The organism is Saccharopolyspora sp. NPDC049357 (genome assembly GCF_040677225.1).
Lineage (GTDB): Bacteria > Actinomycetota > Actinomycetes > Mycobacteriales > Pseudonocardiaceae > Saccharopolyspora.
Genome location: NZ_JBFAQJ010000011.1, coordinates 128564 through 149773, shown reverse-complemented (window position 1 = coordinate 149773; position 21210 = coordinate 128564). Strand labels below are relative to the sequence as shown.

The window sequence follows — 21210 nt, the reverse complement described above, 5'->3', positions numbered from 1 at the left end:
GGGATCGTTACCAACTGTTCCGTCGGCCGTTGCAATGATCGAACCAGATACGGTGACACCGGACCAGGGCACAAGCCGTCCACGGCCAACCCGTAGGCTTCCGCGGGGTCTGGTTCTGGTGACCGGAGGTAGAGAGATGGCGCAGGACATCGTCCCCATCGAGCTCGGGCTGCCGCAGGGAGACGTCGTCACCCTGTGGGCACCGCACTGGCGCGAAGATGGTGAGGAATGGGAAGCGTTCCTCGGGTACGGGGATGACCTCTACGGATTCCCCGATCCCGCGCGGCTGGCCGCGTTCGTGCGCACAGCACGGGAACACGACCTCGACGACCACCCGGCGTGGCACGTGGTGCCCGCGCTGTCGGCCGTCGAGCTCAGTCCCGACGAGGACCACCAGTTCGACCTGGTCGGCGTCCCGGAGCTGGTGGCGGAGCCGCTGGACACCTGGACCGTCGCCGAACTCGCCGACATCGTCGAGATCGCCCGGTCGCTGGCCGAGGTGTGCGAGCTCGACGCCGTGGACGAGGTCCTCGACTCGGCCGACGGCTTCTCCCTGCTCAACCAGGGCATGCTGGCCTTCAACGGCCGCGACGGGCAGAAGCGCTGGAACGAGCTGTGCAAGGTCGTGGTGGAGCGCTGGGACGAGGTGCTCGACGCCATCGACTCCGTCGTGACCACCCCCGAGGTGCCCGCGGACGCCGTCGCCACCGCCGAGACCGAGCTCGCCGAGGCGACCGAGACCTACTCCGACGAGGACAGCACCGCCTCGGCCTCCGATGTGGACGAGATCGAAGAGGTCGAACTCGGCTTCTGGGGCGAGATCGGCATCGATCCCATCCAGATCGTCACCAGCGACAGCGAGCTCTACACGCTGCGCTGCTACCTCGGCGACGACCCGGTCTTCCTCGGCGACGACGGCAAGATCGACGTGTTCACCTCGCGGCGCGCGCTCGCCCGCTTCCTGGCCGACGACGAAGCCGTCGAGAGCACCGACCTGGCGCGGGTGGCCACCTGGCAGCGCCTGCGCGACGCGGCCACCGGCGGCGAGCTGGAGGTCGAGGTCGAGTCGGACAACACCTACGTGCTGGCCGGTCTGGACACCGACCTCGGCGAAGGCCCGTCCGAAGTGGACCCCACCCAGCTGGACCTGGCCGAGGAGCTGCTGCTCGACGCGGCGGCCTGGGCCGGCGACGACAGCGCCGAGAACGCCCTGCAGTCCTCGGAACGACTGGGCTGGCTGGTGTCGTTCATCCTGCGCCCGAGCCCGAACCGGATGCCTCCGAGCCCGCCGTTCGACGCCGAGGTCCAGACCTGGCGCAAGCTCATGGCCGATCTCGAAGATCGCTTCCGCAAGCACTGACCCGGCTCAGGCGGCCGAGGTCAGCTCCGGTGCCGCGAGGCACTGCTCGTAGGCCTGGCGGAGTCCCTTTCGCGCCCGGTAGACCAGGGCCGCCGCGCTGTTGCGACTGAGGTTGTAGCGGCGGCCCAGGTCCGACGGCGTCTGGTCCTCCACCTCGACCGACCACAGGACCTGGCGCCAGCGCGCGGGCAGGCGGGCGAACGCCTCGCTCACGCAGGCCTTTTCGAACTCCCCGATGGCCGACTCGGTGAACTGCACCGGATCCTCCGGCTCGCAGAACTCGTCGATGTCGGCTGCCAGGAGCGTTCGCCGCGACTTGGCGTTGACGCCCGCGGCGAGGTTGCGGATCGTGGTGAGCAGGTACGCGCGGAACGCCCGCTCCGGCCCGCTCCCCCTGCGCAGCACGTCGAGGATCTTGACGAACGCCTCCGAAACGAGGTCGTCGGCGTCGGCCGGAACCGCAGCGACCTGCAGAGCCATGGTGTGCGCTGCTGTTCTGTGCCGGGCGTAGAGCTCTGCGAACGCGATCATCGATCCTGTTCGGACCTCGTGCAGCAACGTCCCATCGTCGCCCGCTGACATCGGGTCAACCCCTCACTGGCTTCTTGCGCAAAAATTTTCGCGTTTCGCCGGAGAGGTTGACAAGGCGCCGATTTTCAAATGGTGATCACGGATTCGGTCAGCTCCAGCAGGCCCGATCGCCTGCCAGCGCGAGAGCGCGGGAGATCTCGTCGGCCGCGGCGCTGAGCGGACGCACGTAGTCGCCGGTGGTGGCGAGCTTGCGGGCCGGGAACGAGATCGCGAGCGTCACCGGCGAGGTCGCGCTCTGAACGCGAGCGGCCAGGCAGGCCGTGCCCAGCGAGTACTCCTCGGTGTCGGCGACCAGCTCCGATGACGGGCGCTCCACCAGTTCGCGCACACCGGTGATGGTGCGCGGGGTGAGGTCTTCCGGCGGGTGCCTGCGGAAGTGGTCGGCGCGTTCGTCCTTGCTGAGCCCGGCCATCAGGCACTTGCCGACCGCGGTGGCGTGCGCGGCCTGCCGGAAGTCCACCCACGCGTCGACCCTGGGCGTGCGCGGGCTGTCCACGATCTCGTCGACCTGGACCTCGCCGTCCTGGTAGCGGGCGAGGTAGATCGCCGCTTTGAGGTCTTCGCGGAGTTCGACCATCACGCCGCGGATCTTGGCGCGCAGCTGCTGCGCCTGCGCGGAATCGTGCAGACCGGCCACCTGCTCGCCGACGATGAACGCGCCGTCGTCGAGCTTGACCAGGTAGCCCTCGTGGACGAGGGTCCGCAGCAGGTGGTAGGTCGTCGACAGCGCGAGTCCGGTGCTGCGGGCCAGGCACTTCGCCGTGACCCCGCCGGGGTGCTCGCCGACGACTTCCAGCAGCCGGAGCGCGCGCTGGACCGACGCGATCAACGTGGGTTCGCTGGTCCTGCTCACCTGCGCCTCCAGGACAGTGCGGCGACTCGAACCTGTGCTGAGCATCTCCGGCGGCACGACGGTGTGCCGCCGGAGACTGTGCAGCCTAGCGCCATCGCGGTGTCCCGGTCAGGACAGCACGTCCGCGTACCGCGGCTTGATCTGCTCGTTGATGATCGCCAGCCGTTCGTCGAAGCCGAGGAACGACGACTTCATGGCGTTCACCGTGAACCACTGGAACTCCTCCCAGCCGTAGCCGAAGGTCTCGTGCAGCGCGGCGAATTCGCTGGACATCGAGCAGTGGCTCATCAACCGGTTGTCGGTGTTGATCGTGACGCGGAAGCGCAACCGGGCCAGCAGGCCGATCGGGTGGTCGGCGAGCGAGGACACCGCGCCGGTCTGCAGGTTCGACGAGGGGCACATCTCCAGCGGGATGCGGCGGTCCCGCACGTAGGAGGCCAGCCGGCCCAGGTGCACCGTGCCGTCGTCGTCGACCTTGATGTCGTCGACGATCCGCACCCCGTGCCCGAGCCGTTCTGCGCCGCAGTGCTGAATGGCCTCCCAAATGGAAGGCAATCCGAACGCCTCACCTGCGTGAATGGTGAAGTGCGCGTTCTGCTGCCGCAGGTATTCGAAGGCGTCGAGGTTGCGGGTGGGCGGGAATCCCGCTTCCGGGCCGGCGATGTCGAAGCCGACGACCTGCGCGTCCCGGTACCGAATGGCGAGATTGGCGATTTCGGTGGATCGCGCGTTCTGCCGCATCGCGCACAGCAGCGTGCCGATCCGGATTCGTTTGCCGGCGGCCTCCGCGCGGCGTTCTCCCTCGCGGAAACCGTCCTGCACCGTCTGCACGATCTCGTCCAGGGTCAGGCCTCGCTCCTGGAAGAGCTCGGGCGCGTAGCGGACCTCCGCGTAGACCACGCCGTCGTCCGCCAGGTCCTCGGCGGCCTCGGCCGCGACGCGGAACAGGGCGTCGCTGGTCTGCATCACGCCCACGGTGTGCGCGAAGGTCTCCAGGTAGCGCTCCAGCGAGCCCGAGTCCGCGGCCGTCACGAACCAACGCGCGAGGTCATCGGCGTTGTCGTGGGGCAACCCGGGATATCCGCCTTCGTGGGCGAGATCGAGGACGGTCTGCGGACGCAGCCCGCCGTCGAGGTGATCGTGCAGCAGCACCTTCGGCGCCTGCCGGATGTTTTCCAGGTTCACCGGTGTCGACATGCGACTACGTTACCCGCCTCGTTCCGGCGGCTCACACAGAGCCACCACGTGATCACCCCATGGCTTCAGCGCTGTTCAGCGGGCGTCCACCACTGCGCCGATCGGGGTTCACAACCGATTGGCCGAGCGGTGCCTGCGAAAAAACTCACCCAGATGGATGCAGATGTCTTTCTTAGAGCATTCAGTTCCGGATGCTTGATGCGAATAGCCCATCCGCTGAGGGCTGATCGGCCCCAATTGGCGGATGGGTGTCGCGGAATGTAACGGGGGGCGGCTATGAGCGCGAGAATGCAGTGGCTAGGCTTCTCAAGTCCTCACACCCCTCGACGAAGGACGCCCCTAGCCGTGACCGAGAACATGTCGTTCGACCGCATGCGCAACATGCTCACGCGTGCGGCTGAGATCCGCGAAAGCGAACAACAGCAGATTTTCGACGCACTCGACGAAATCCACGCCCGGCTCTCCCCGCTCGAGTCCCTGGGCTCGGTGCGCAAGCGCCTGTCCGAGCTGCCCGACCGCACCGAGGTCAGCGTGCTCGCGGAGCGGCTCGACGAGACGCTGGCGAAGCTGGAGGCGCACGACGGTGCGCTGCTGGACCTCAAGGGCGCCGTCGAGACCATTGTGGACAAGCTCGCCAAGCCCTTCGCCCAGCTCGACGGCCGCCTGGACGGCGTCGCGGGGCGGATGGACGGCGTCTCCGGCCGCATGGACGGCCTGGAGGACAAGCTCGGCCACATCCACAAGCGCATGGACGAGCTCGGCTCGCACCTGGACAAGCAGGACAGCCGCCTCGAAGCCCTCCCGGCGTCGGTCAACGACCCGGTGCGCGACCGCATCGACTCGCTGGAGACCAGCCTGCGCGGCCGGTTCGCCGAGATCGACGAGGGCGTGCACGAGCACCTCGACGGGACCCGCGAGGCCCTGCAGCGCGCGGTCTCCGACTCCGCGGGCACGACCCAGAAGGGCCTCAGCGAGGCCCAGAAGGAGCTCGCCGCTTCGCAGAAGGAGCTCGCGGAGGCCGTCTCCGGCTCGCGCGACCAGCTGGACTCCAAGCTGGACCACCTCGCCGAGCGCCCGGCCGTGGACCCGACCGACAAGCTCAACGACCTGGCGCAGCGCCTGGAGGCGCTGACCGATCGGCTGGACCAGGTCTCCGGCCGCCTCACCCAGGTCGAGGACAACGTCAACACCCGCATCGACACCGTCGAGCAGGGCGTCAGCACCCGGCTGGACAACGTCGAGGAAGGCGTCAAGACCGGTCTGGGCGAGCTGGGCGGCACGCTGTCGCAGAACCTCTCGCAGCTGTCCGGCACGTTGTCCCAGCGTCCCGACGCCGACAAGCTCAACGCCCTGGTCCGCGAGGCCAACGAGGAGAGCGAGCAGCGGCACGCCGGTCAGCTGGACGAGGCCATGGCCACGTTCGCCGAGCTCATCCTCGGCGGCAGCGCCCAGTCGAGCCCGCCGCCGCCCACGACGCTGCCCCGTCAGCAGCGCCGCGGACGCTCGAAGAGCGCCAAGCGGGACAACGGCGAGAACAAGGCGATCGAAGGCGGCGACGAGGACTTCACGGCCGAGAGCGCCTGAGCCTCAGCCGGATGACCGGTCCGCGGTGACCTTGTCGAGGATCAGCGGTGTCGACTTCACGTCGGCACCGCTGATTTCATACGCGCCCTCGAGGGATTCGCGAACGGCGGCGAGGGTCTCGGGCCGATCGGTGCGAAGCTCCAGCAGAGGCTGGCCCTCGGTGACCCGCTCGCCCGGTTTGGCGAGGCAGAGGACGCCGGCGGCGTGGTCGACGGCGTCCTCCTTGCGCGCCCGGCCCGCTCCCAACCGCCACGCCGCGAGGCCGACGGCGTAGGCGTCGAGCCGGGTGAGCATTCCGGACGCCGGTGCGGTGACGGTGTCGACGTGCCGGGCCTGCGGGAGTTCCGCTTCGGGGTCTCCGCCCTGGGCGGAGATCATCCGGCACCAGACCTCGTGGGCGCGGCCGTCGGCCAGCACCTCCGCAGGGTCCACATCGGACACTCCCGCGTGGTGCAGCATCTCGCGGGCCAGTTCGACGGTCAGCTCCACCACGTCCGGCGGCCCTCCGCCGCGCAGCACCTCGATGCTCTCGGCGACTTCCACGGCATTGCCGACCGCGCGGCCCAGCGGCACCGACATGTCGGTGATCAGAGCGCTGATCCGCAGCCCGTTGGCCGCGCCGATGTCCACCAGCGCGGCGGCGAGCTCCCTCGCCTGGTCCGGGGTCTTCATGAAGGCGCCCGAACCGCACTTGACGTCGAGGACCAGCGACTCCACCCCTTCGGCGATCTTCTTGCTCATGATCGAGCTCGCGATCAGCGGCACGGACTCGACCGTTCCCGTGACGTCGCGCAGGGCGTAGAGCTTGCGATCAGCCGGTGCCAAGCCCTCGGTCGCCGCGCAGATCACGGCGCCGACGTCGCGCAACCGGTCGCGGATCTCCGCAGCCGTCAGACTCGCCCGCCAGCCGGAGATCGATTCCAGCTTGTCCAGCGTGCCCCCGGTGTGGCCCAGTCCTCTGCCCGAGAGCTGCGGGACCGCCGCGCCGCAGGCGGCGACCAGCGGTGTCAGCGGCAGAGTGATCTTGTCGCCGACTCCGCCCGTGGAGTGCTTGTCCACCGTTGGCCTGGGCAGGCCGCCGAGCGCGAGCGTTTCGCCGGAGGCGACCATCGCCGCGGTCCAGCGGGCGGTCTCCTCCGGAGACATGCCCCGCAGCAGCACGGCCATGGCCAGCGCCGCCATCTGCTCGTCGGCGACGTCGCCCCTGGTGTAGGCGTCGACGACCCAGTCGATCTGCTCGTCGCTGAGCCGCGACCCATCACGCTTCGCCCGGATCACGTCAACTGCGGAAAACACGACGGCACCTCCAGCACTCACCTGCTCGCTCCACCCCCACCAATACAGAGGCGCAACCCACCCGCGGAAATGCACATCCGGTCGAATGCACCTCGATCGAGTGATCTTCGCGTCGGTCATCGCCCCGTCCACGCCGGGGGTGACGCGATTTCAGTGGAACTCAGAACCCCGAATTCCACTGAAATCGGAAACCTGAGTTCCACTGAAATCGCGTCACCCGGGCCCGGCCGGGGCGGGGTGAGGGGCATCGGTGGGTCAGAGTTCGAAGGCGTCCGGGAGGACCTGGCTCATCGGGAGGACGCCGCGCGGGGTGTCGACCAGGCAGTCGGGGCCGCCTAGCTCCTGCAGGACCTGGCGGCAGCGGCCGCAGGGCATGAGCAGGTCGCCGGTGCCGCTGCGGCAGGCGACGGCGACGAACCGGCCGCCGCCCGTGAGGTGCAGCTGACCGGCCATCGTGCACTCCGCGCACAACGTCACGCCGTAGGAGCCGTTCTCGACGTTGCAGCCGGTCACCACGCGTCCGTCGTCGCAGAGCGCCGCCGCACCGACCTGCAGCCCGGAGTACGGGCAGTAGGCCAGCGCGGCGGCCTCGACGGCCTTGGCGCGCAGGGATTCCCAGTCGATGTCGGTCACTGGTCGGCACCTCTCCGGTATTGCAGGCCGTTCGCCGCGGGCGGTCGCAGCTGCTGCGCGGCCACGCCCAGCACGACCAGCGTGACCAGGTGCGGGGTGTAGGCCGTGAGCTCCTCGGGCAGCTCGTCGGTGAACCAGTAGATCGAGTACATCACCGCGGCCGCCACCAGCGAGAGCCCTGCGGCGAACCGGTTGCGCCGCCAGATCTGCCACGCCGCGACCGCCACGAGCAGCAGCGCGGCCCCGTAGAACAGGGCGTGCACGCTGGTCTCGCCGCTGCGCAGCTGGAGACCGTCCGAGTAGCCGAACAGCGCGGCACCGCCGAGCAGGCCGCCCGGTCGCCAGTTGCCGAAGATCATGGCGGCGAGGCCGATGTAGCCGCGGTTGTTGGTCTGCCCTTCGAGGTACCCGGCCTGGCCCGGGTTGAGGATCAGGGCCGCGCCGCCGATCCCGGCCAGCGCACCGGAGATGATCACCGCGATGTACTTGTACCGGTAGACGTTCACACCGAGGGATTCGGCGGCCACCGGGTTCTCACCGCAGGACCGCAGCCGCAGACCGAACGGCGAGCGCCACAGGACCAGGTAGCTCGCGGGGACCAGCAGGTAGGCCAGCATCGTCAGCGGCGAGACGCCCGAGACGAGACCGCCGAGGATGCCCGCGATGTCGGAGATCCCGACCCGCTGCAGGTCTTCCAGCTGCTGGAGCCAGCCGGTGAGGGGCTGCATCGAGTAGGTGTCGAACTTCGGCACCGGCGGCGACTGCCTCGGGTTCTGCGAGATCGGCTCGAAGATCAGCGTCGACAAGTACTTCGCCGCGCCCGCTCCGAGCAGGTTGATCGCCACGCCGGAGACGATGTGGTTGACGCCGAAGGAGACCGTGGCGATCGCGTGCAGCAGTCCGCCGAGCCCGCCGAACACGGCCGCCGCGATCAGACCGGCCAGCGGGCCCCACTGGTAGCCGGCCCAGGCGCCACCCCACGTGCCCATGATCATCATGCCTTCGAGGCCGATGTTGATCACGCCTGCTCGTTCCGCCCACAGGCCGCCGAGCGCGGCCAGCAGGATCGGGATGCCCAGGCGCACGGCGGCCTGCACGGTGCCCGAACCGGTCAGCTGCGGCACTCCGGTCTGGTAGGAGGTGATCGCCAGCGCGACGAACCCGACCACGACCCACAGCAGCACCCGCGCCCAGCCGGGCATCGTCCTCCCGCCGCGAGCGGAAGCCGTCCTCTCTGCCACCACGGCGGTCATGCCCGCTCACCTCCGCTCACCGCGACCGGCTCGGCGGTCCCCACGGCCTTGCCGACCCGCCGCTGCTCAGCGGCCAGTTCACGGCGGCGCACCAGCTCGTAGGCGACCACCACCGCCAGCACGATGGTTCCCTGCAGGATGGTCACGATCTCCTTCGGAACGCCGATGTTGTCCAGCGTCAGCGAGCTCTTGTCCAGGAAGGACCACAGCAGCGCGCCGAACGCGACGCCGAGCGGGTGGTTGCGGCCCAGCAGCGCGATGGCCAGGCCGGCGAAGCCGTAGCCGGTCGGGAAGTTGACGGTGAAGGTGTGGTCGCGGCCGAGGATCTCCGGCAGCCCGGCCAGGCCCGCGATGGCTCCGGAGAGGAGCATCGCGGTCAGGATCATGCGTTTGGAGTTCACCCCGCCCGCGCGGGCCGCCGTCGGCGACAGCCCCGAAGCGCGCAGCTCGAAGCCGTAGCGAGTGCGGTCGACGAGCAGCGCGTAGCCGACACCTACCAGCACCGCCAGCAGCACCAGGCCGAACACCGTGCCCGCACCGCCCAGCGGGATGCCGGGCACCAGGCCGCTGCCGGGGATGATCGCGGTGCCCTGGCTGTTGCCGCGCATCTCGCCGAAGACCCGCACCAGGAAGGCGATCAGGCCGATGGACAGGGTGTTGAGCATGATCGTGGAGATCACCTCGGACACCCCGCGGTAGACCTTGAGCAGCGCGGCGATCCCGCACCACGCGGCACCGGTGACCGCACCGACCACCACGACCAGCGCGGCGTGCAGGCCGAACGGCAGGCTCACCGCGCCTGCCACGATCGCGGCGACGCACGCGGCGAGCCGGCACTGGCCCTCGATGCCGATGTTGAGCAGGTTCATCTGGAACCCGATCGCGGCGGCGATCGCCACCAGGTAGTACGCGCCCGCGGTGTTGATGATGTCGACGGCGGTCGTGCCACGACCGACCTGGGCGACCATCTCCAGCAGCGTCGCGATCGGATCAGCCCCGGAGATCAGCAGCACCGCGCTGCACAGCACCGCGGAGAAGGCGATCGCCAAGGCCGGCGGCAGCAACCGCGCTCGCCAGGTGTTCACACTGCCTCCCGTGTCTTGCGGGCCGCGCCCCGGTCGGCGCTGCGAGAAGAGAGAAGAGTGCGTCTCACACCGCCTCCTGTGACTTGCGGGGACACCCCGCACCCCGGTCGGCGCTGCGAGAAGAAAGAAGAGTGCGTCTCACACCGCCTCCTGGGTCCCTGTCATGGCCGCTCCCAGCTGCTCCGGGGTCACCGAGCGCGGGTCCGCGGTGGCGACGAGGCCGCCGCGGAACATGACCCGGATGGTGTCGGACAGACCGATGAGTTCGTCCAGATCGGCCGAGATAAGCAGCACCGCGAGCCCTTCGGCCCGCGCGTTGCGCAGGTGCTCCCAGATGCCCGCCTGCGCGCCCACGTCCACGCCCCGCGTCGGGTGCGCGGCGATGAGCAGCTTCGGGTCGCCGGAGAGCTCCCGGCCGATGATGAGCTTCTGCTGGTTGCCCCCGGAGAGCGCGGCGGCGTCGACGTCGATGCCGGGGGTGCGCACGTCGAACTGCTCGACGATGCGGCGGGTGTCGTCCTTGGCGCCCTGCCGGTCCAGCCACCGGCCCCGGGAGACCGGGCGTCGCGTCTGGTGGCCGAGGATGCGGTTCTGCCAGAGCGATTCGTCCAGCAGCAGGCCCTGCCGGTGCCGGTCCTCGGGCACGTACCCGATGCCCGCCTCGCGGCGGGCGAGCGTGCCCAGCGCGGTCATGTCCCGGTCGCCCAGCTTGACCTGCCCGGAGGCGACCGGGCGCATGCCCATGATGGCCTCGACGAGCTCGGTCTGGCCGTTGCCCTCGACGCCGGCGATGCCCACGATCTCGCCCGCGCGCACCGTCAGGTCGATGCTGTCGAGCACCGGACGGCCCGCCTCGGCGGCCGAAAGCCCGGACACCGTCAGCACTTCGCGATCGGTCACTGTGGACGGTCCGTGCTCGGGCACGGGGAGTTCGCTGCCGACCATCATCTCGGCCAGCTCGCGGCTGGTCACCTCGGACGCGCCGACGGTGCCGACGGTGGTGCCGCGCCGCAGGACCGTGACGGTGTCGGCGATGCTGCGCACCTCGTCGAGCTTGTGCGAGATGAACAGGAACGTGAAGCCCTGCCGGCGCATGGTGCGCAGGGTCGTGAACAGCTCGTCGACCTCCTGCGGCACCAGCACCGCCGTGGGCTCGTCGAGGATGATGATCCGCGCGCCCCGGTAGAGGACCTTGAGGATCTCCACCCGCTGCCGGTCGGCGACGCCGAGGCGTTCGACCAGCACGTCCAGCCGGAGTTCGAAACCGGCCTGCTCGGCCAGCTCCTGCACCCGGCGGCGCGCCCTGCCGCCGATGCCGTGGGCACCCTCGGCGCCGAGCACGACGTTCTCCAGCACGGTCAGGTTGTCGGCCAGCATGAAGTGCTGGTGGACCATGCCGATCCCGGTCCTGATGGCCTCGGCCGGAGTGCGGAAGGCGCTCTCCTCGCCGCGCACCCGGATGGTTCCCGAGTCCGGCGCCTGCATCCCGTAGAGGATCTTCATCAGGGTGGACTTGCCCGCACCGTTCTCACCGCACAGCGCGTGCACCTCGCCCGCGCGGACGGTGAGGTTGACGTCGGAGTTGGCCACGACGCCGGGGAAGGTCTTGGTGATGCCGGTCAGCTCGACGGCCGGTGGGCCGCCGGACACCGGGTCGGCAGAGGTGTTCATGGTGCTCCAGGGCTCGTCTCCACCGGCAGCGAAACAGATGGACGCTCAACAATGGACGGTTTCGGTGCACGACCGGGCATCTTGGCGCGAAACCGCCAACCAGGAGGGCGAAACGAGGGAGGGCACCTCGCCGGCACGCGCGGTGAGAGCGAGGTGCCCTTCATCATCACTGCTCAGGCCGGAGGCCGCCCGCGATCAGGGCTTGTCCGGGACCTGGATCCGACCGCCCGCGATCGCGGCCTCGTAGGCGTCCAGGGTGGTCTTGAGGTCGTCGATCTTGCCGCCCGATGTGGAGTAGGTGACCCCGTCGATGGCGACGTCGAACTTCTTCGGCACCGTGCTCAGGTCGTTGCGGGCGACGGCGGCGATGTAGTCGTAGACCGCCAGGTCGATGCGCTTGAGCATCGAGCTGATGATGACGTCCTTGTACTCGGCGACGGTGGGCTGGTTGTACTGGTCGGAGTCGACCCCGATGGCCTGCGCGCCCGCGCCCTTGACCGCGCCGAACACGCCCTTACCGGAGGCGCCCGCCGCGTGGTAGATCACGTCGGCGCCCGCTTCCAGCTGACCGGTGGCGACCTCGGAGCCCTTGTTCGGGTCCTGGAAGCCGCTGAAGTCACCGGCCGGGGTCAGGTACTCGTTCTCGATCTTGATGTCCGGGGCGGCCGCCTTCGCACCCGCCGCAAAACCGGCCTCGAACTTCTGGATCAGCGGCGTCTGCACGCCACCGACGAAACCGATGTGGCAGTTCTTCGACTTGTGCGCGGCCACCACGCCCGCCAGGAAGGAGCCCTGCTCCTCGGCGAAGACCAGCGGGGTGACGTTCGGCATGCCGTCGACCTGCTCGTCGATGATGGCGAACTTGGTGCCGGGGAACTCCGGCGCGACGAGCTTGAGCGCGTCGGCGTAGGCGTAGCCGACCGCGATGACCGGGTTGAAGCCCTCGCGCGCGAGCTGGCGCAGCCGGGTCTGCTTGGCGTCCTCGGGCTCACCCGCTCCCGCGTCGAGCTCCTTGGTCTCCCCCAGGCCCATGTCGGCCTTGGCCCGGTCCAGGCCCGCGACCGAGGCGTCGTTGAACGAGGCGTCCCCGCGCCCGCCGATGTCGAAGGCCACGCCGACCCGCATCGCACTCGCGTTCGGCGGCGGCATCTGCTGGGTCGTCGCGCTCGTCGGAGCCGCCGGGGCTCCAGCGGGCGGCGCGCTCAGCCGGCACGGCCCGTTCCCCCCACCGGCGTTGCTCCCACCACCACCGGTGTCCTTCGCGCAGCCCGCCAGCGCCATGGCGCCGGTGAGCAGCAGCGCGACCGTGGCGACGCTCCTGCGCCGCGTTCCGGCACCCGAGCGCCGTAATCGTGTCGGCGTTCGCCGCATGCCGTTCCCCTTTCATTCGAGACCACCGCGCTCCCCCCGGCCGCGCCCCGGATCAGCGGGGCTCGCGGCGCCGAGCGAAGATCCACTTTCGGGTGGATCAACGCGCTCCGTGCGCGGTGCACGTCAGCCGGTGACGTGACTCTCGAAATTAAGGCTTGACGCTGCTGCTTGGGCATTGCTCATGTGTCACGAAATGATTTCTTACTCGATTAACAGATGTGCGTGGCTTGTCTGGTCGATCACAGACGGCTCGGGCGAGTAGGCCGAGGCGATTAGTCGGGTCTAGCATCCAATTCGTCAAGGCCCCAGTTCGTGGCCGGTGACGGGCGTGCACCCAACATCGTTTGGGACCAACTGCAACTCGGGGCCGGCCGCCCCTGTTCCCGAACGCGGGGCCGCCAGTCCACCAGCGAGGTTGGAGGCCTTCCACCATGGCCAGCACCACCGCCTCCGCGGCCGACGCACCGGCGCACGCCGAAACCGTGCGCGCCAAGGGGCGTCTCTACCGCGGCGATCTGGGCATGTGGTCGTGGGTCGCCCACCGGATCACGGGCGTACTCACCTTCTTCTTCTTGTTCGTGCACGTCCTGGACACCGCGCTCGTCCGGGTGTCGCCGAACGCGTACGACACGGTCATCGAGACCTACAAGCACCCAGTGATGATCCTCTTCGAACTCGGGTTGCTGGCCGCGGTGCTCTTCCACGCGTTCAACGGCATCCGAGTCATGCTGGTCGACTTCTGGTCCCAGGGCACGAAGTACCAGAAGCCCATGCTCTGGACCGTGCTCGTGCTCTGGCTGGTCCTGATGGTTCCGGCCGCGATCAGCATGCTCACCCGCGCCGTCACGGAAATCTTCGGGGGTTAAGCGCCAATGTCCGTCACCGACGCACCTCTCGCCGTGGAGAAGCCGCGCACCCCGAGCCGGCCCGCAGCGCGCCGCAACAACTTCGAGCTCTACGCCTGGTTGTTCATGCGCCTGTCCGGCGTGGTCCTGCTGTTCCTGGTGCTGGGCCACCTGCTGATCATGCTGTTCCTGGACGGCGGCGTCCACAAGATCAACTTCGCCTTCGTGGCGGGTCGCTGGGCCTCCCCGTTCTGGCAGTTCTGGGACCTGACGATGCTGTGGCTGGCCGGTCTGCACGGCGGCAACGGCCTTCGTACCGTCATCAACGACTACTCCCGCAAAGACGGCACACGCTTCTGGCTGAAGATGCTGCTGTACGTCTCCGTCCTGCTGACCGTGGGTCTGGGCAGCTTCGTGATCTTCACCTTCGACCCGAACATCGGCTAGCGCCGCAGAGACCACAGCGTGGCGAGGCCGACGCCGATCGCGGGTCACGCCACAGCCCGAGGAGGCGACCATGCAATTCCACAAGTACGACGTGGTCATCGTCGGCGCCGGTGGCGCCGGGATGCGCGCGGCGATCGAGTCCGGCCAGCGCGCCAGGACCGCCGTGCTGACCAAGCTCTACCCCACCCGCTCGCACACCGGTGCGGCGCAGGGCGGGATGTGCGCGGCGTTGGCCAACGTCGAAGAGGACAACTGGGAGTGGCACACCTTCGACACGATCAAGGGCGGTGACTACCTGGTCGACCAGGACGCCGCCGAGATCATGGCGAAGGAAGCCATCGACGCGGTCCTGGACCTCGAGAAGATGGGTCTGCCGTTCAACCGGACCCCCGAGGGCAAGATCGACCAGCGCCGCTTCGGTGGCCACACCCGCGACCACGGCAAGGCCCCGGTCCGCCGGGCCTGCTACGCCGCGGACCGCACCGGGCACATGATCCTGCAGACGCTGTACCAGAACTGCGTCAAGCACGGCGTGGAGTTCTACAACGAGTTCTACGTCCTCGACGTGATGATGAGCGAGGGCGCGGACGGCGAGCAGGTCTGCACCGGCGCCATCGCCTACGAGCTGGCCACCGGCGAGATCCACGTCTTCCAGGCCAAGGCCGTCGTGTTCGCCACCGGCGGGTTCGGCAAGGTCTTCAAGACGACCTCCAACGCCCACACCCTCACCGGTGACGGCATGGGCATCGTCTACCGCAAGGGCCTGCCGCTGGAGGACATGGAGTTCTACCAGTTCCACCCGACCGGCCTGGCCGGCCTGGGCATCCTCATCACCGAGGGCGTCCGCGGCGAGGGCGGCATCCTCCGCAACGCCGACGGCGAGCGCTTCATGGAGCGCTACGCACCGACGATCAAGGACCTCGCGCCGCGCGACATCGTCGCCCGGTCGATGGCCCTGGAGGTGCTGGAAGGTCGCGGTGCGGGTCCGAACAAGGACTACGTGCTCCTCGACGTCACCCACCTCGGTGAAGAGCTGCTGATGTCCAAGCTCCCGGACATCATGGAGTTCTCCCGCACCTACCTGGGCGTGGAGCCGACCGAGGAGCCGGTGCCGGTCTACCCGACCGCGCACTACGCCATGGGCGGCATCCCCACGAACGTGCAGGGCGAGGTGCTGCGCGACAACGAGACCGTGGTCCCCGGCCTCTACGCCGCCGGTGAGTGCGCCTGCGTGTCGGTCCACGGCTCCAACCGCCTGGGCACCAACTCGCTGCTGGACATCAACGTGTTCGGCCGCCGCTCCGGCATCGCCGCCGCCGAGTACGCCCACGGCCACGAGTTCGTGGAGATCCCGGAAGACCCGGCCAAGCTGGTCGAGGGCATGGTCGACCACCTGCGCACCGCCAGCGGCGGCGAGCGGGTCGCCACCATCCGCACCGAACTGCAGCAGACGATGGACGCCAACGCGTCGGTGTACCGCACCGAGGAGACGCTGAAGACGGCGCTGTCGGACGTGCAGGCGCTCAAGGAGCGCTACGGCCGGATCGCCGTGCACGACAAGGGCAAGCGGTACAACTCCGACCTGCTGGAGGCCATCGAGCTGGGCTTCCTGCTCGACCTGGCCGAGGCCCTGGTCAACGCGGCGCTGGCCCGCAAGGAGTCCCGCGGCGGCCACGCCCGCGAGGACTACACCTCCCGGGACGACACCAACTTCATGCGGCACAGCATGCAGTACAAGGTGCTGCCCGAGTCCGAAGATCCGAACGCGCCGCTCGGGTTGACCGGGTTCCAGGCCGACATCCGCCTGGACTACAAGCCGGTCACCGTCACCCGGTACCAGCCGATGGAGCGTAAGTACTGATGACTGCCGCCACCACGCAAAAGAGCAAGGACCACCCCACTGCGTCTGATCTGCCGGACGACGCCCCGCCGATCCCGGACGACGCGGTGATGGTCACCGTGAAGCTGCTCCGCTACAACCCGGAGCAGGACGACGAACCGCACTGGGAGTCGTACCGGATCCCGACGCTGCCGTCGGACCGCGTGCTCAACCTGCTGCACTACATCAAGTGGTACGTCGACGGAACGCTCACGTTCCGCCGGTCGTGCGCGCACGGCGTGTGCGGCTCGGACGCGATGCGGATCAACGGCGTCAACCGGCTCGCCTGCAAGGTCCTGATGAAGGACATGCTCAACAAGGACGGCGAGACCACGCTGACCATCGAGCCGATCAAGGGCCTTCCGCTGGAGAAGGACCTGGTCGTCGACATGGAGCCGTTCTTCGAGGCCTACCGGGCGGTCCAGCCGTACCTGAAGACCACCGGCAACGAGCCGACCCGCGAGCGGATCCAGTCGGTCGCCGAGCGCGAGCGCTTCGACGACACCACCAAGTGCATCCTGTGCGCGGCGTGCACCACGTCGTGCCCGGTGTACTGGTCGGACGGCAACTACTTCGGCCCGGCCGCGATCGTCAACGCGCACCGGTTCATCTTCGACAGCCGTGACGAGGCCGCTGAGGAGCGCCTGGACATCCTCAACGACGTCGACGGCGTGTGGCGCTGCCGCACGACCTTCAACTGCACGGACGCCTGCCCGCGTGGCATCCAGGTCACCAAGGCGATCCAGGAGGTCAAGCGCGCGCTGATGTTCCGCCGCCGCTGACCCGGCAACAACGCGAACGGCGCCCACCCCCGATCCGGGGTGGGCGCCGTCGTCACGTTCGAGGGACGCCTTTCGAACTTCGCGCGAAATTCGAAGCCCCAAGTTCGAGGTCGAATTTCGCGCGAAGTTCGAACCCCTCAACCCCCGATCACGCCCTGACCTGGCAAGACACACCCGAGCGCGGGGGAGCATTCGAATTTCGCGCGAAGTTTGAGCGTCACGAGGTGGAGTCGAATTTCGCGCGAAATTCGAAACGGGCCGGTCAGGGGCGTGTGGCTCGGTAGGCCCTCCAGCCGAGGACTCCGATGATGGTGCCCAGGACCAGGGAGACCACGGCGATGACCAGGTGGACGATCAGGTAGGCCGTGGGGCTGCCCTGCGCCCAGGAGCGGTCGCTGTTCCAGATGTTGCGCATGAACGTGGGCCACAGGAAGTAGGACCAGACCCCGAAGGCCAGCAGGAACAGCGCAACTCGGCGAGAAATCGTCACGAGGCCGAGTATCCGCTGTTACCGGGCTCACCCGGTGGTCCGGTCCCGTTACTCCGGGAACGTTCATGGAGGTGACCCGTTAACCTCTCACGTGTGCCTCCGCGTTCTCATCGTTCGACGAAATCCCGTGCGAAACAGCCGTTTTGGCCGGTTTTCGCTGCGCTGCTCGTCGCCCTCCCGCTGCTGACCACCGCGCCCGCCGCAGCGCAGGCGCCCGCCTGCCCCAACGCCGAAGCACCACCACCCGCCGTCGACACCTCCGAGGTCCCCCCACCCGGACAGCCCGCCCCGACCCCGGTGCCGGTGCCGGAGACCCCGGTGGGCGGTGACCGGCTGGCCGACTGCGCGCTGCTGAGCGCGCCGAACCAGCCCGCCCCGCCCCCGGACGTCGCGGCTTCCGCCGCCGGCTGGGTGCTGGCCGACCTCGACTCCGGCGAGATCCTCGCCGCCAAGGACGCCCACGCCCGGCAGCGCCCGGCCTCCACCATCAAGGTGCTCACCGCGCTGACCGCGCTGCGCGAGCTCAAGCTCGACGACACCTTGGTGGCCACCCAGGAGGACGCCAACCAGGAGGGAACCCGCATCGGCCTGCTGCCCGGGATGACCTACGGCGTCGGGCAAGTCCTCCAGGCGATGCTGATGGGCTCCGGCAACGACGCCGCGCACGCGCTGGCCGTGAAGATGGGCGGCGTACCGGCGACCCTGGCGAAGATGAACGCCCTGGCCGCCGAGATCGGCGCCCTGGACACCCGCGCGGCGACCCCGTCCGGTCTGGACGGTCCGGGCATGAGCACCTCCGCCTACGACCTGGCCACGATCTTCCGGGTCGCGATGCGCGAACCCGCCTTCGCCAACGCCATCGCCACCCCGATGATGTTCCTGCCAGGAGCTCCCGGACAGCCGCCGTTCGAGCTGTGGAGCGACAACCAGGTGCTGCGCAACTACCCCGGTGGCCTGGGCGGCAAGACCGGGTTCACCGACGACGCGCGGCACACCTTCATCGGCTCCGCGCAGCGCGACGGGCGCCGCCTGGTGGCGGTGATGGTGCGCGGCGAGAACAGCCCGGTGCGGCTGTCGCACCAGACGATGGCGATGCTCGACTACGGCTTCTCGCTGCCCAAGGGCACCTCGGTGGGCGAGCTCGTGACGACCTCACCGCGCGCTCCCGAGGCGGTCCCGGCCGCACGGGCCGACGTGCCGCCACCCGCCGCGGTCGGCGCCGGCCAGTCGTCGTTCTTCGGCAGCGTCACCGGACCGCTGTTCCTGCTCGCGGTCGCCCTCGTCGCGGTCGCCGTCGCGGTGCTCCTCCGCAGGCGCAGGGCCCAGCTAGCCCAAGCCCGCCGCCAGGCCTCGGCCGAAGGCGCGGAACACCCCTGAGGACCGCGGCCGACCGGCCTCGCGGCCCCGCGAGGCCGGTCAGGAGTCGCGGCGCGACCGGGTCGGCTTGCGGAGCAGCCAGCCGGCCACGGCCCCGGCGCCGATCATGCCCGCCGCGGTGCGGACGCCGGCGCCCCTGCGGACCCGCACGGCGGGGCGGATGATCGCCGGGCCCGGGGCCTCGACCGGATCCGGTTTCAGGTTCTCCGAGGACGTGGCGGTCCACGCGGTGACGAAGAGGATGAAGCGCGACATCAGGTTCGCGAACACCAGCAGACCCAGGATCGGGCCGAACGCGGCGCCGGCCGGCGAGTTCGTGACGGTGTTCAGGTAGATCACGCCGACCTGCTTGAGGACCTCGAATCCCAGGGCGGCGAACAGCGCGCCCCAGACGGCGCTGCGCAGGGACACCGGGCTGCGCGGCAGCCGCGCGAGGACCCACACGAACACCAGCCACCCGGCCAGCAGCGACAGCAGGATCGACAGCACCCGCAGCACGACTCCCGCGATGACGCTGCGCTCGAACCCGGCGGCTTCCAGCAGCAGCCGTCCGGCCCCGCCGCCCAGCGCGCTGATGCCGAACGACAGCGCCATCGCCAGGCCGAGCCCCAGCAGCGAGAGCAGGTCCGAGCCCATCCTCTTGAGCATCGGCTGCGGTTTCGGGATCTGCGTCCACTGCGCGGTCAGCGCCTCGCGCAGGTTCGTCATCCAGCCCAGCCCCGAGTACAGGGCGGTGAGCAGACCGATGATCCCGACCGCTCCGGCCTGCTTGATGGCCTGATCGACGACCTGGTTGAGCATGTCGCTCATCGCGGGGCTCGGGACCGCCGTGGTGATCGAGCTCCTCAGGTTCGCCAGCAGCTCGGGGTTCCCGCTCAGCACGAAACCGGCCACCGCGAACGCGATCATCAGCAGCGGCACCAGGGCCAGCACGCTGAAGTAGGTGATCGCGGCGGCGTAGTAGTCGCCGTACTGCTGCTGATACCGGCCGAAGGCCCGGATCAACCTGTCGAGCCACGCGTGCCGCTGCCGCAACCGGGCCAGGCGGCCCGGTTGCTCCTGTTGCCCCGCCATGGTGCGCCTCCCACCAAACGGCTATCCCCCGAACGGTGGCAGGCTACCCGCAGTTGATCACTTCAGCGCAGCGGAGAAAGGAATCCCACCCGTTCGAACACGGTCCGCAGCGTCTGCGAGGAGACCTCGCGGGCCTTCTCCGCTCCCCGGTGCAGGACCTTGTCCAGCTCGGCCGGGTCGTCGAGGTAGGCGTTGACCTTCTGCTGCAGCGGCGTCACGAACTCGACGACGACCTCGCCGAGCTCCTTCTTCAGGTCGCCGTAGCCGCGTCCTTCGTAGGAGGTTTCGAGCTCGGCGATGCTCTGCCCGGTCAGCGCCGAGTAGATCGCCAGCAGGTTGGAGACGCCGGGCTTGTTCTCCACGTCGTAGCGGATCTCGCGACCGGTGTCGGTGACCGCGGAGCGGATCTTCTTCGCCGAGCGCTTCGGGTCCTCCATCAGCTCGATCACGCCGCTGGGAACCGACTTGCTCATCTTGGAGGTCGGGTCCTGCAGGTCGTAGATCTTGGCGGTGTCCTTCGGGATGTGGGCCGCCGGAACGGTGAAGGTCTTGCCGAAGCGGGAGTTGAAGCGCTGCGCGAGGTTGCGGGTGAGCTCCAGGTGCTGGCGCTGGTCCTCGCCGACCGGAACGGCGTCGGCCTGGTAGACGAGGATGTCCGCGGCCTGCAGGACCGGGTAGGTGAACAGGCCGACGCTGACGTGGTCGGCCTCCTGGCGGGCGGACTTGTCCTTGAACTGGGTCATCCGGCCGGCCTCGCCGAATCCGGCGATGCACTCCAGGACCCAGGACAGCTGCGCGTGCTCGGGGACGTGGCTCTGCACGAACAGCGCGGAGCGGTCGGGGTCGATGCCGAGGGCGAGCAGCTGCGCGGCGGAGACCCGGGTGCGCTGCCGGAGCAGTCCCGGGTCTTGCTCAACGGTGATCGCGTGCAGGTCGACGACGCTGTAGAAGCACTCGTAGGTGTCCTGCATGGTGACCCATTCCCGCAGGGCGCCGAGGTAGTTGCCGAGGTGGAAGGAGTCGGCGGTCGGCTGGATGCCCGAGAGGACGCGGGGCCGGCCCGCGGTCTGCTCGCTGGTCTGGGTTGCGGGGCTGTCGCTGCTCACGAAGCCGATTCTCGCAAGCGCCGCCTCGCGCGCGGGACCGGGTTCAACCCTTGCGCTGGTTCTCCGGCTGGATCTTCTTCTTGCGGAACACTCCGACGACCATGCCGGCGACGCCGAGCACGACGGCGCTCAGGCCGACCGGGCCGAGCGAATCCATCGACGGAGACGCCATCACGGCGACCTCGGACTGGGCTTCGGCGAAGCCCGTGGTGACCGGCATCAGCGTTGCCACCACGGCGCCAGGCGCGGACACTCGCCTGATCACGCGAGATATTCGGCTACGCAAGAGCGTGCCTCCCTGCGGAAGTTGACCCCT

Annotated in this window: 20 protein-coding genes; 7 read left to right on the top strand and 13 right to left on the bottom strand. The window is 69.1% G+C overall.

The genetic code is table 11. The features are described from left to right. Positions 1-136 precede the first annotated feature (136 nt). A complete protein-coding gene (locus tag AB0J91_RS12330; protein WP_363867238.1) occupies positions 137-1360 on the top strand; it encodes a primosomal protein in 1224 nt (407 codons plus the stop codon). Positions 1361-1366: 6 nt separating this feature from the next. Here AB0J91_RS12330 and AB0J91_RS12325 read toward each other — a convergent pair whose 3' ends face one another. The 3 genes from AB0J91_RS12325 to AB0J91_RS12315 form a co-directional block, all read right to left on the bottom strand. After that, on the bottom strand, positions 1367-1891 hold the full coding sequence (locus tag AB0J91_RS12325) for a sigma-70 family RNA polymerase sigma factor (protein WP_363867235.1): 525 nt from the start codon (positions 1889-1891) through the stop codon (positions 1367-1369). 148 nt (positions 1892-2039) lie between these two features. Beyond that, the gene (locus AB0J91_RS12320) at positions 2040-2804 is read right to left on the bottom strand and encodes a helix-turn-helix domain-containing protein (RefSeq protein ID WP_363867232.1); all 765 of its coding nucleotides are present in this window, start codon (positions 2802-2804) and stop codon (positions 2040-2042) included. Between the two features lie 108 nt (positions 2805-2912). Next, positions 2913-4001, bottom strand: coding sequence for an adenosine deaminase (locus AB0J91_RS12315; protein ID WP_363867229.1), 1089 nt, complete (start codon positions 3999-4001; stop codon positions 2913-2915). Between the two features lie 345 nt (positions 4002-4346). On the opposite strand from AB0J91_RS12315, the gene AB0J91_RS12310 reads away from it, so the two are divergent. Further along, complete coding sequence (locus tag AB0J91_RS12310; RefSeq protein WP_363867226.1) at positions 4347-5585, top strand: hypothetical protein; 1239 nt, start codon at positions 4347-4349, stop codon at positions 5583-5585. Between the two features lie 3 nt (positions 5586-5588). Here the strand turns inward: AB0J91_RS12310 and AB0J91_RS12305 are convergent, their stop codons facing one another. The 6 genes from AB0J91_RS12305 to AB0J91_RS12280 form a co-directional block, all read right to left on the bottom strand. Continuing rightward, positions 5589-6881 (bottom strand): thymidine phosphorylase, encoded by a 1293-nt coding sequence (locus tag AB0J91_RS12305; RefSeq protein ID WP_363867224.1) that lies wholly within the window; start codon positions 6879-6881, stop codon positions 5589-5591. 255 nt (positions 6882-7136) lie between these two features. Further along, positions 7137-7514 carry a cytidine deaminase gene (locus AB0J91_RS12300; protein WP_363789924.1) on the bottom strand — a complete coding sequence of 126 codons (378 nt, stop codon included), beginning with the start codon at positions 7512-7514 and terminating at the stop codon, positions 7137-7139. Beyond that, positions 7511-8767: an ABC transporter permease gene (locus AB0J91_RS12295; protein WP_363867221.1), complete on the bottom strand. Its 1257-nt coding sequence runs from the start codon at positions 8765-8767 to the stop codon at positions 7511-7513. The genes AB0J91_RS12300 and AB0J91_RS12295 overlap by 4 nt, the downstream gene beginning before the upstream one ends. Then, positions 8764-9852, bottom strand: a complete 1089-nt coding sequence (locus AB0J91_RS12290; protein ID WP_363867218.1) for an ABC transporter permease — start codon at positions 9850-9852, stop codon at positions 8764-8766. The genes AB0J91_RS12295 and AB0J91_RS12290 overlap by 4 nt, the downstream gene beginning before the upstream one ends. 138 nt (positions 9853-9990) lie before the next feature. Next, entirely contained in the window at positions 9991-11523 is a 1533-nt protein-coding gene (locus AB0J91_RS12285; RefSeq protein WP_363867215.1) for an ABC transporter ATP-binding protein, read from the bottom strand. 195 nt (positions 11524-11718) lie between these two features. Continuing rightward, a complete protein-coding gene (locus AB0J91_RS12280) occupies positions 11719-12804 on the bottom strand; it encodes a BMP family ABC transporter substrate-binding protein (RefSeq protein WP_363867340.1) in 1086 nt (361 codons plus the stop codon). A 521-nt stretch (positions 12805-13325) separates the two neighbouring features. On the opposite strand from AB0J91_RS12280, the gene sdhC reads away from it, so the two are divergent. From sdhC to AB0J91_RS12260, 4 genes are all read left to right on the top strand, one after another. Then, a complete protein-coding gene (gene sdhC / locus AB0J91_RS12275; RefSeq protein ID WP_132685380.1) occupies positions 13326-13760 on the top strand; it encodes a succinate dehydrogenase, cytochrome b556 subunit in 435 nt (144 codons plus the stop codon). Between the two features lie 6 nt (positions 13761-13766). Then, positions 13767-14186 (top strand): succinate dehydrogenase hydrophobic membrane anchor subunit, encoded by a 420-nt coding sequence (locus tag AB0J91_RS12270; RefSeq protein WP_132675818.1) that lies wholly within the window; start codon positions 13767-13769, stop codon positions 14184-14186. Positions 14187-14256: 70 nt separating this feature from the next. Further along, complete coding sequence (gene sdhA, locus AB0J91_RS12265; RefSeq protein WP_210970438.1) at positions 14257-16047, top strand: succinate dehydrogenase flavoprotein subunit; 1791 nt, start codon at positions 14257-14259, stop codon at positions 16045-16047. Continuing rightward, positions 16047-16847, top strand: a complete 801-nt coding sequence (locus tag AB0J91_RS12260; RefSeq protein WP_363867212.1) for a succinate dehydrogenase iron-sulfur subunit — start codon at positions 16047-16049, stop codon at positions 16845-16847. Before sdhA ends, AB0J91_RS12260 begins: the two co-directional genes overlap by 1 nt. Before the next feature lie 262 nt (positions 16848-17109). Here the strand turns inward: AB0J91_RS12260 and AB0J91_RS12255 are convergent, their stop codons facing one another. Next, positions 17110-17337: a hypothetical protein gene (locus tag AB0J91_RS12255; RefSeq protein ID WP_363789938.1), complete on the bottom strand. Its 228-nt coding sequence runs from the start codon at positions 17335-17337 to the stop codon at positions 17110-17112. Positions 17338-17430: 93 nt separating this feature from the next. Between AB0J91_RS12255 and AB0J91_RS12250 the strand changes: the two genes are divergently transcribed. Next, positions 17431-18714 carry a D-alanyl-D-alanine carboxypeptidase family protein gene (locus AB0J91_RS12250; protein WP_363867209.1) on the top strand — a complete coding sequence of 428 codons (1284 nt, stop codon included), beginning with the start codon at positions 17431-17433 and terminating at the stop codon, positions 18712-18714. A 39-nt stretch (positions 18715-18753) separates the two neighbouring features. Here AB0J91_RS12250 and yhjD read toward each other — a convergent pair whose 3' ends face one another. The 3 genes from yhjD to AB0J91_RS12235 form a co-directional block, all read right to left on the bottom strand. Beyond that, positions 18754-19788 carry an inner membrane protein YhjD gene (gene yhjD / locus AB0J91_RS12245; protein ID WP_363867206.1) on the bottom strand — a complete coding sequence of 345 codons (1035 nt, stop codon included), beginning with the start codon at positions 19786-19788 and terminating at the stop codon, positions 18754-18756. 62 nt (positions 19789-19850) lie between these two features. Further along, entirely contained in the window at positions 19851-20894 is a 1044-nt protein-coding gene (gene trpS, locus AB0J91_RS12240) for a tryptophan--tRNA ligase (protein ID WP_363867203.1), read from the bottom strand. Between the two features lie 43 nt (positions 20895-20937). Continuing rightward, entirely contained in the window at positions 20938-21147 is a 210-nt protein-coding gene (locus AB0J91_RS12235) for a hypothetical protein (protein WP_363867200.1), read from the bottom strand. Positions 21148-21210: the final 63 nt, after the last annotated feature.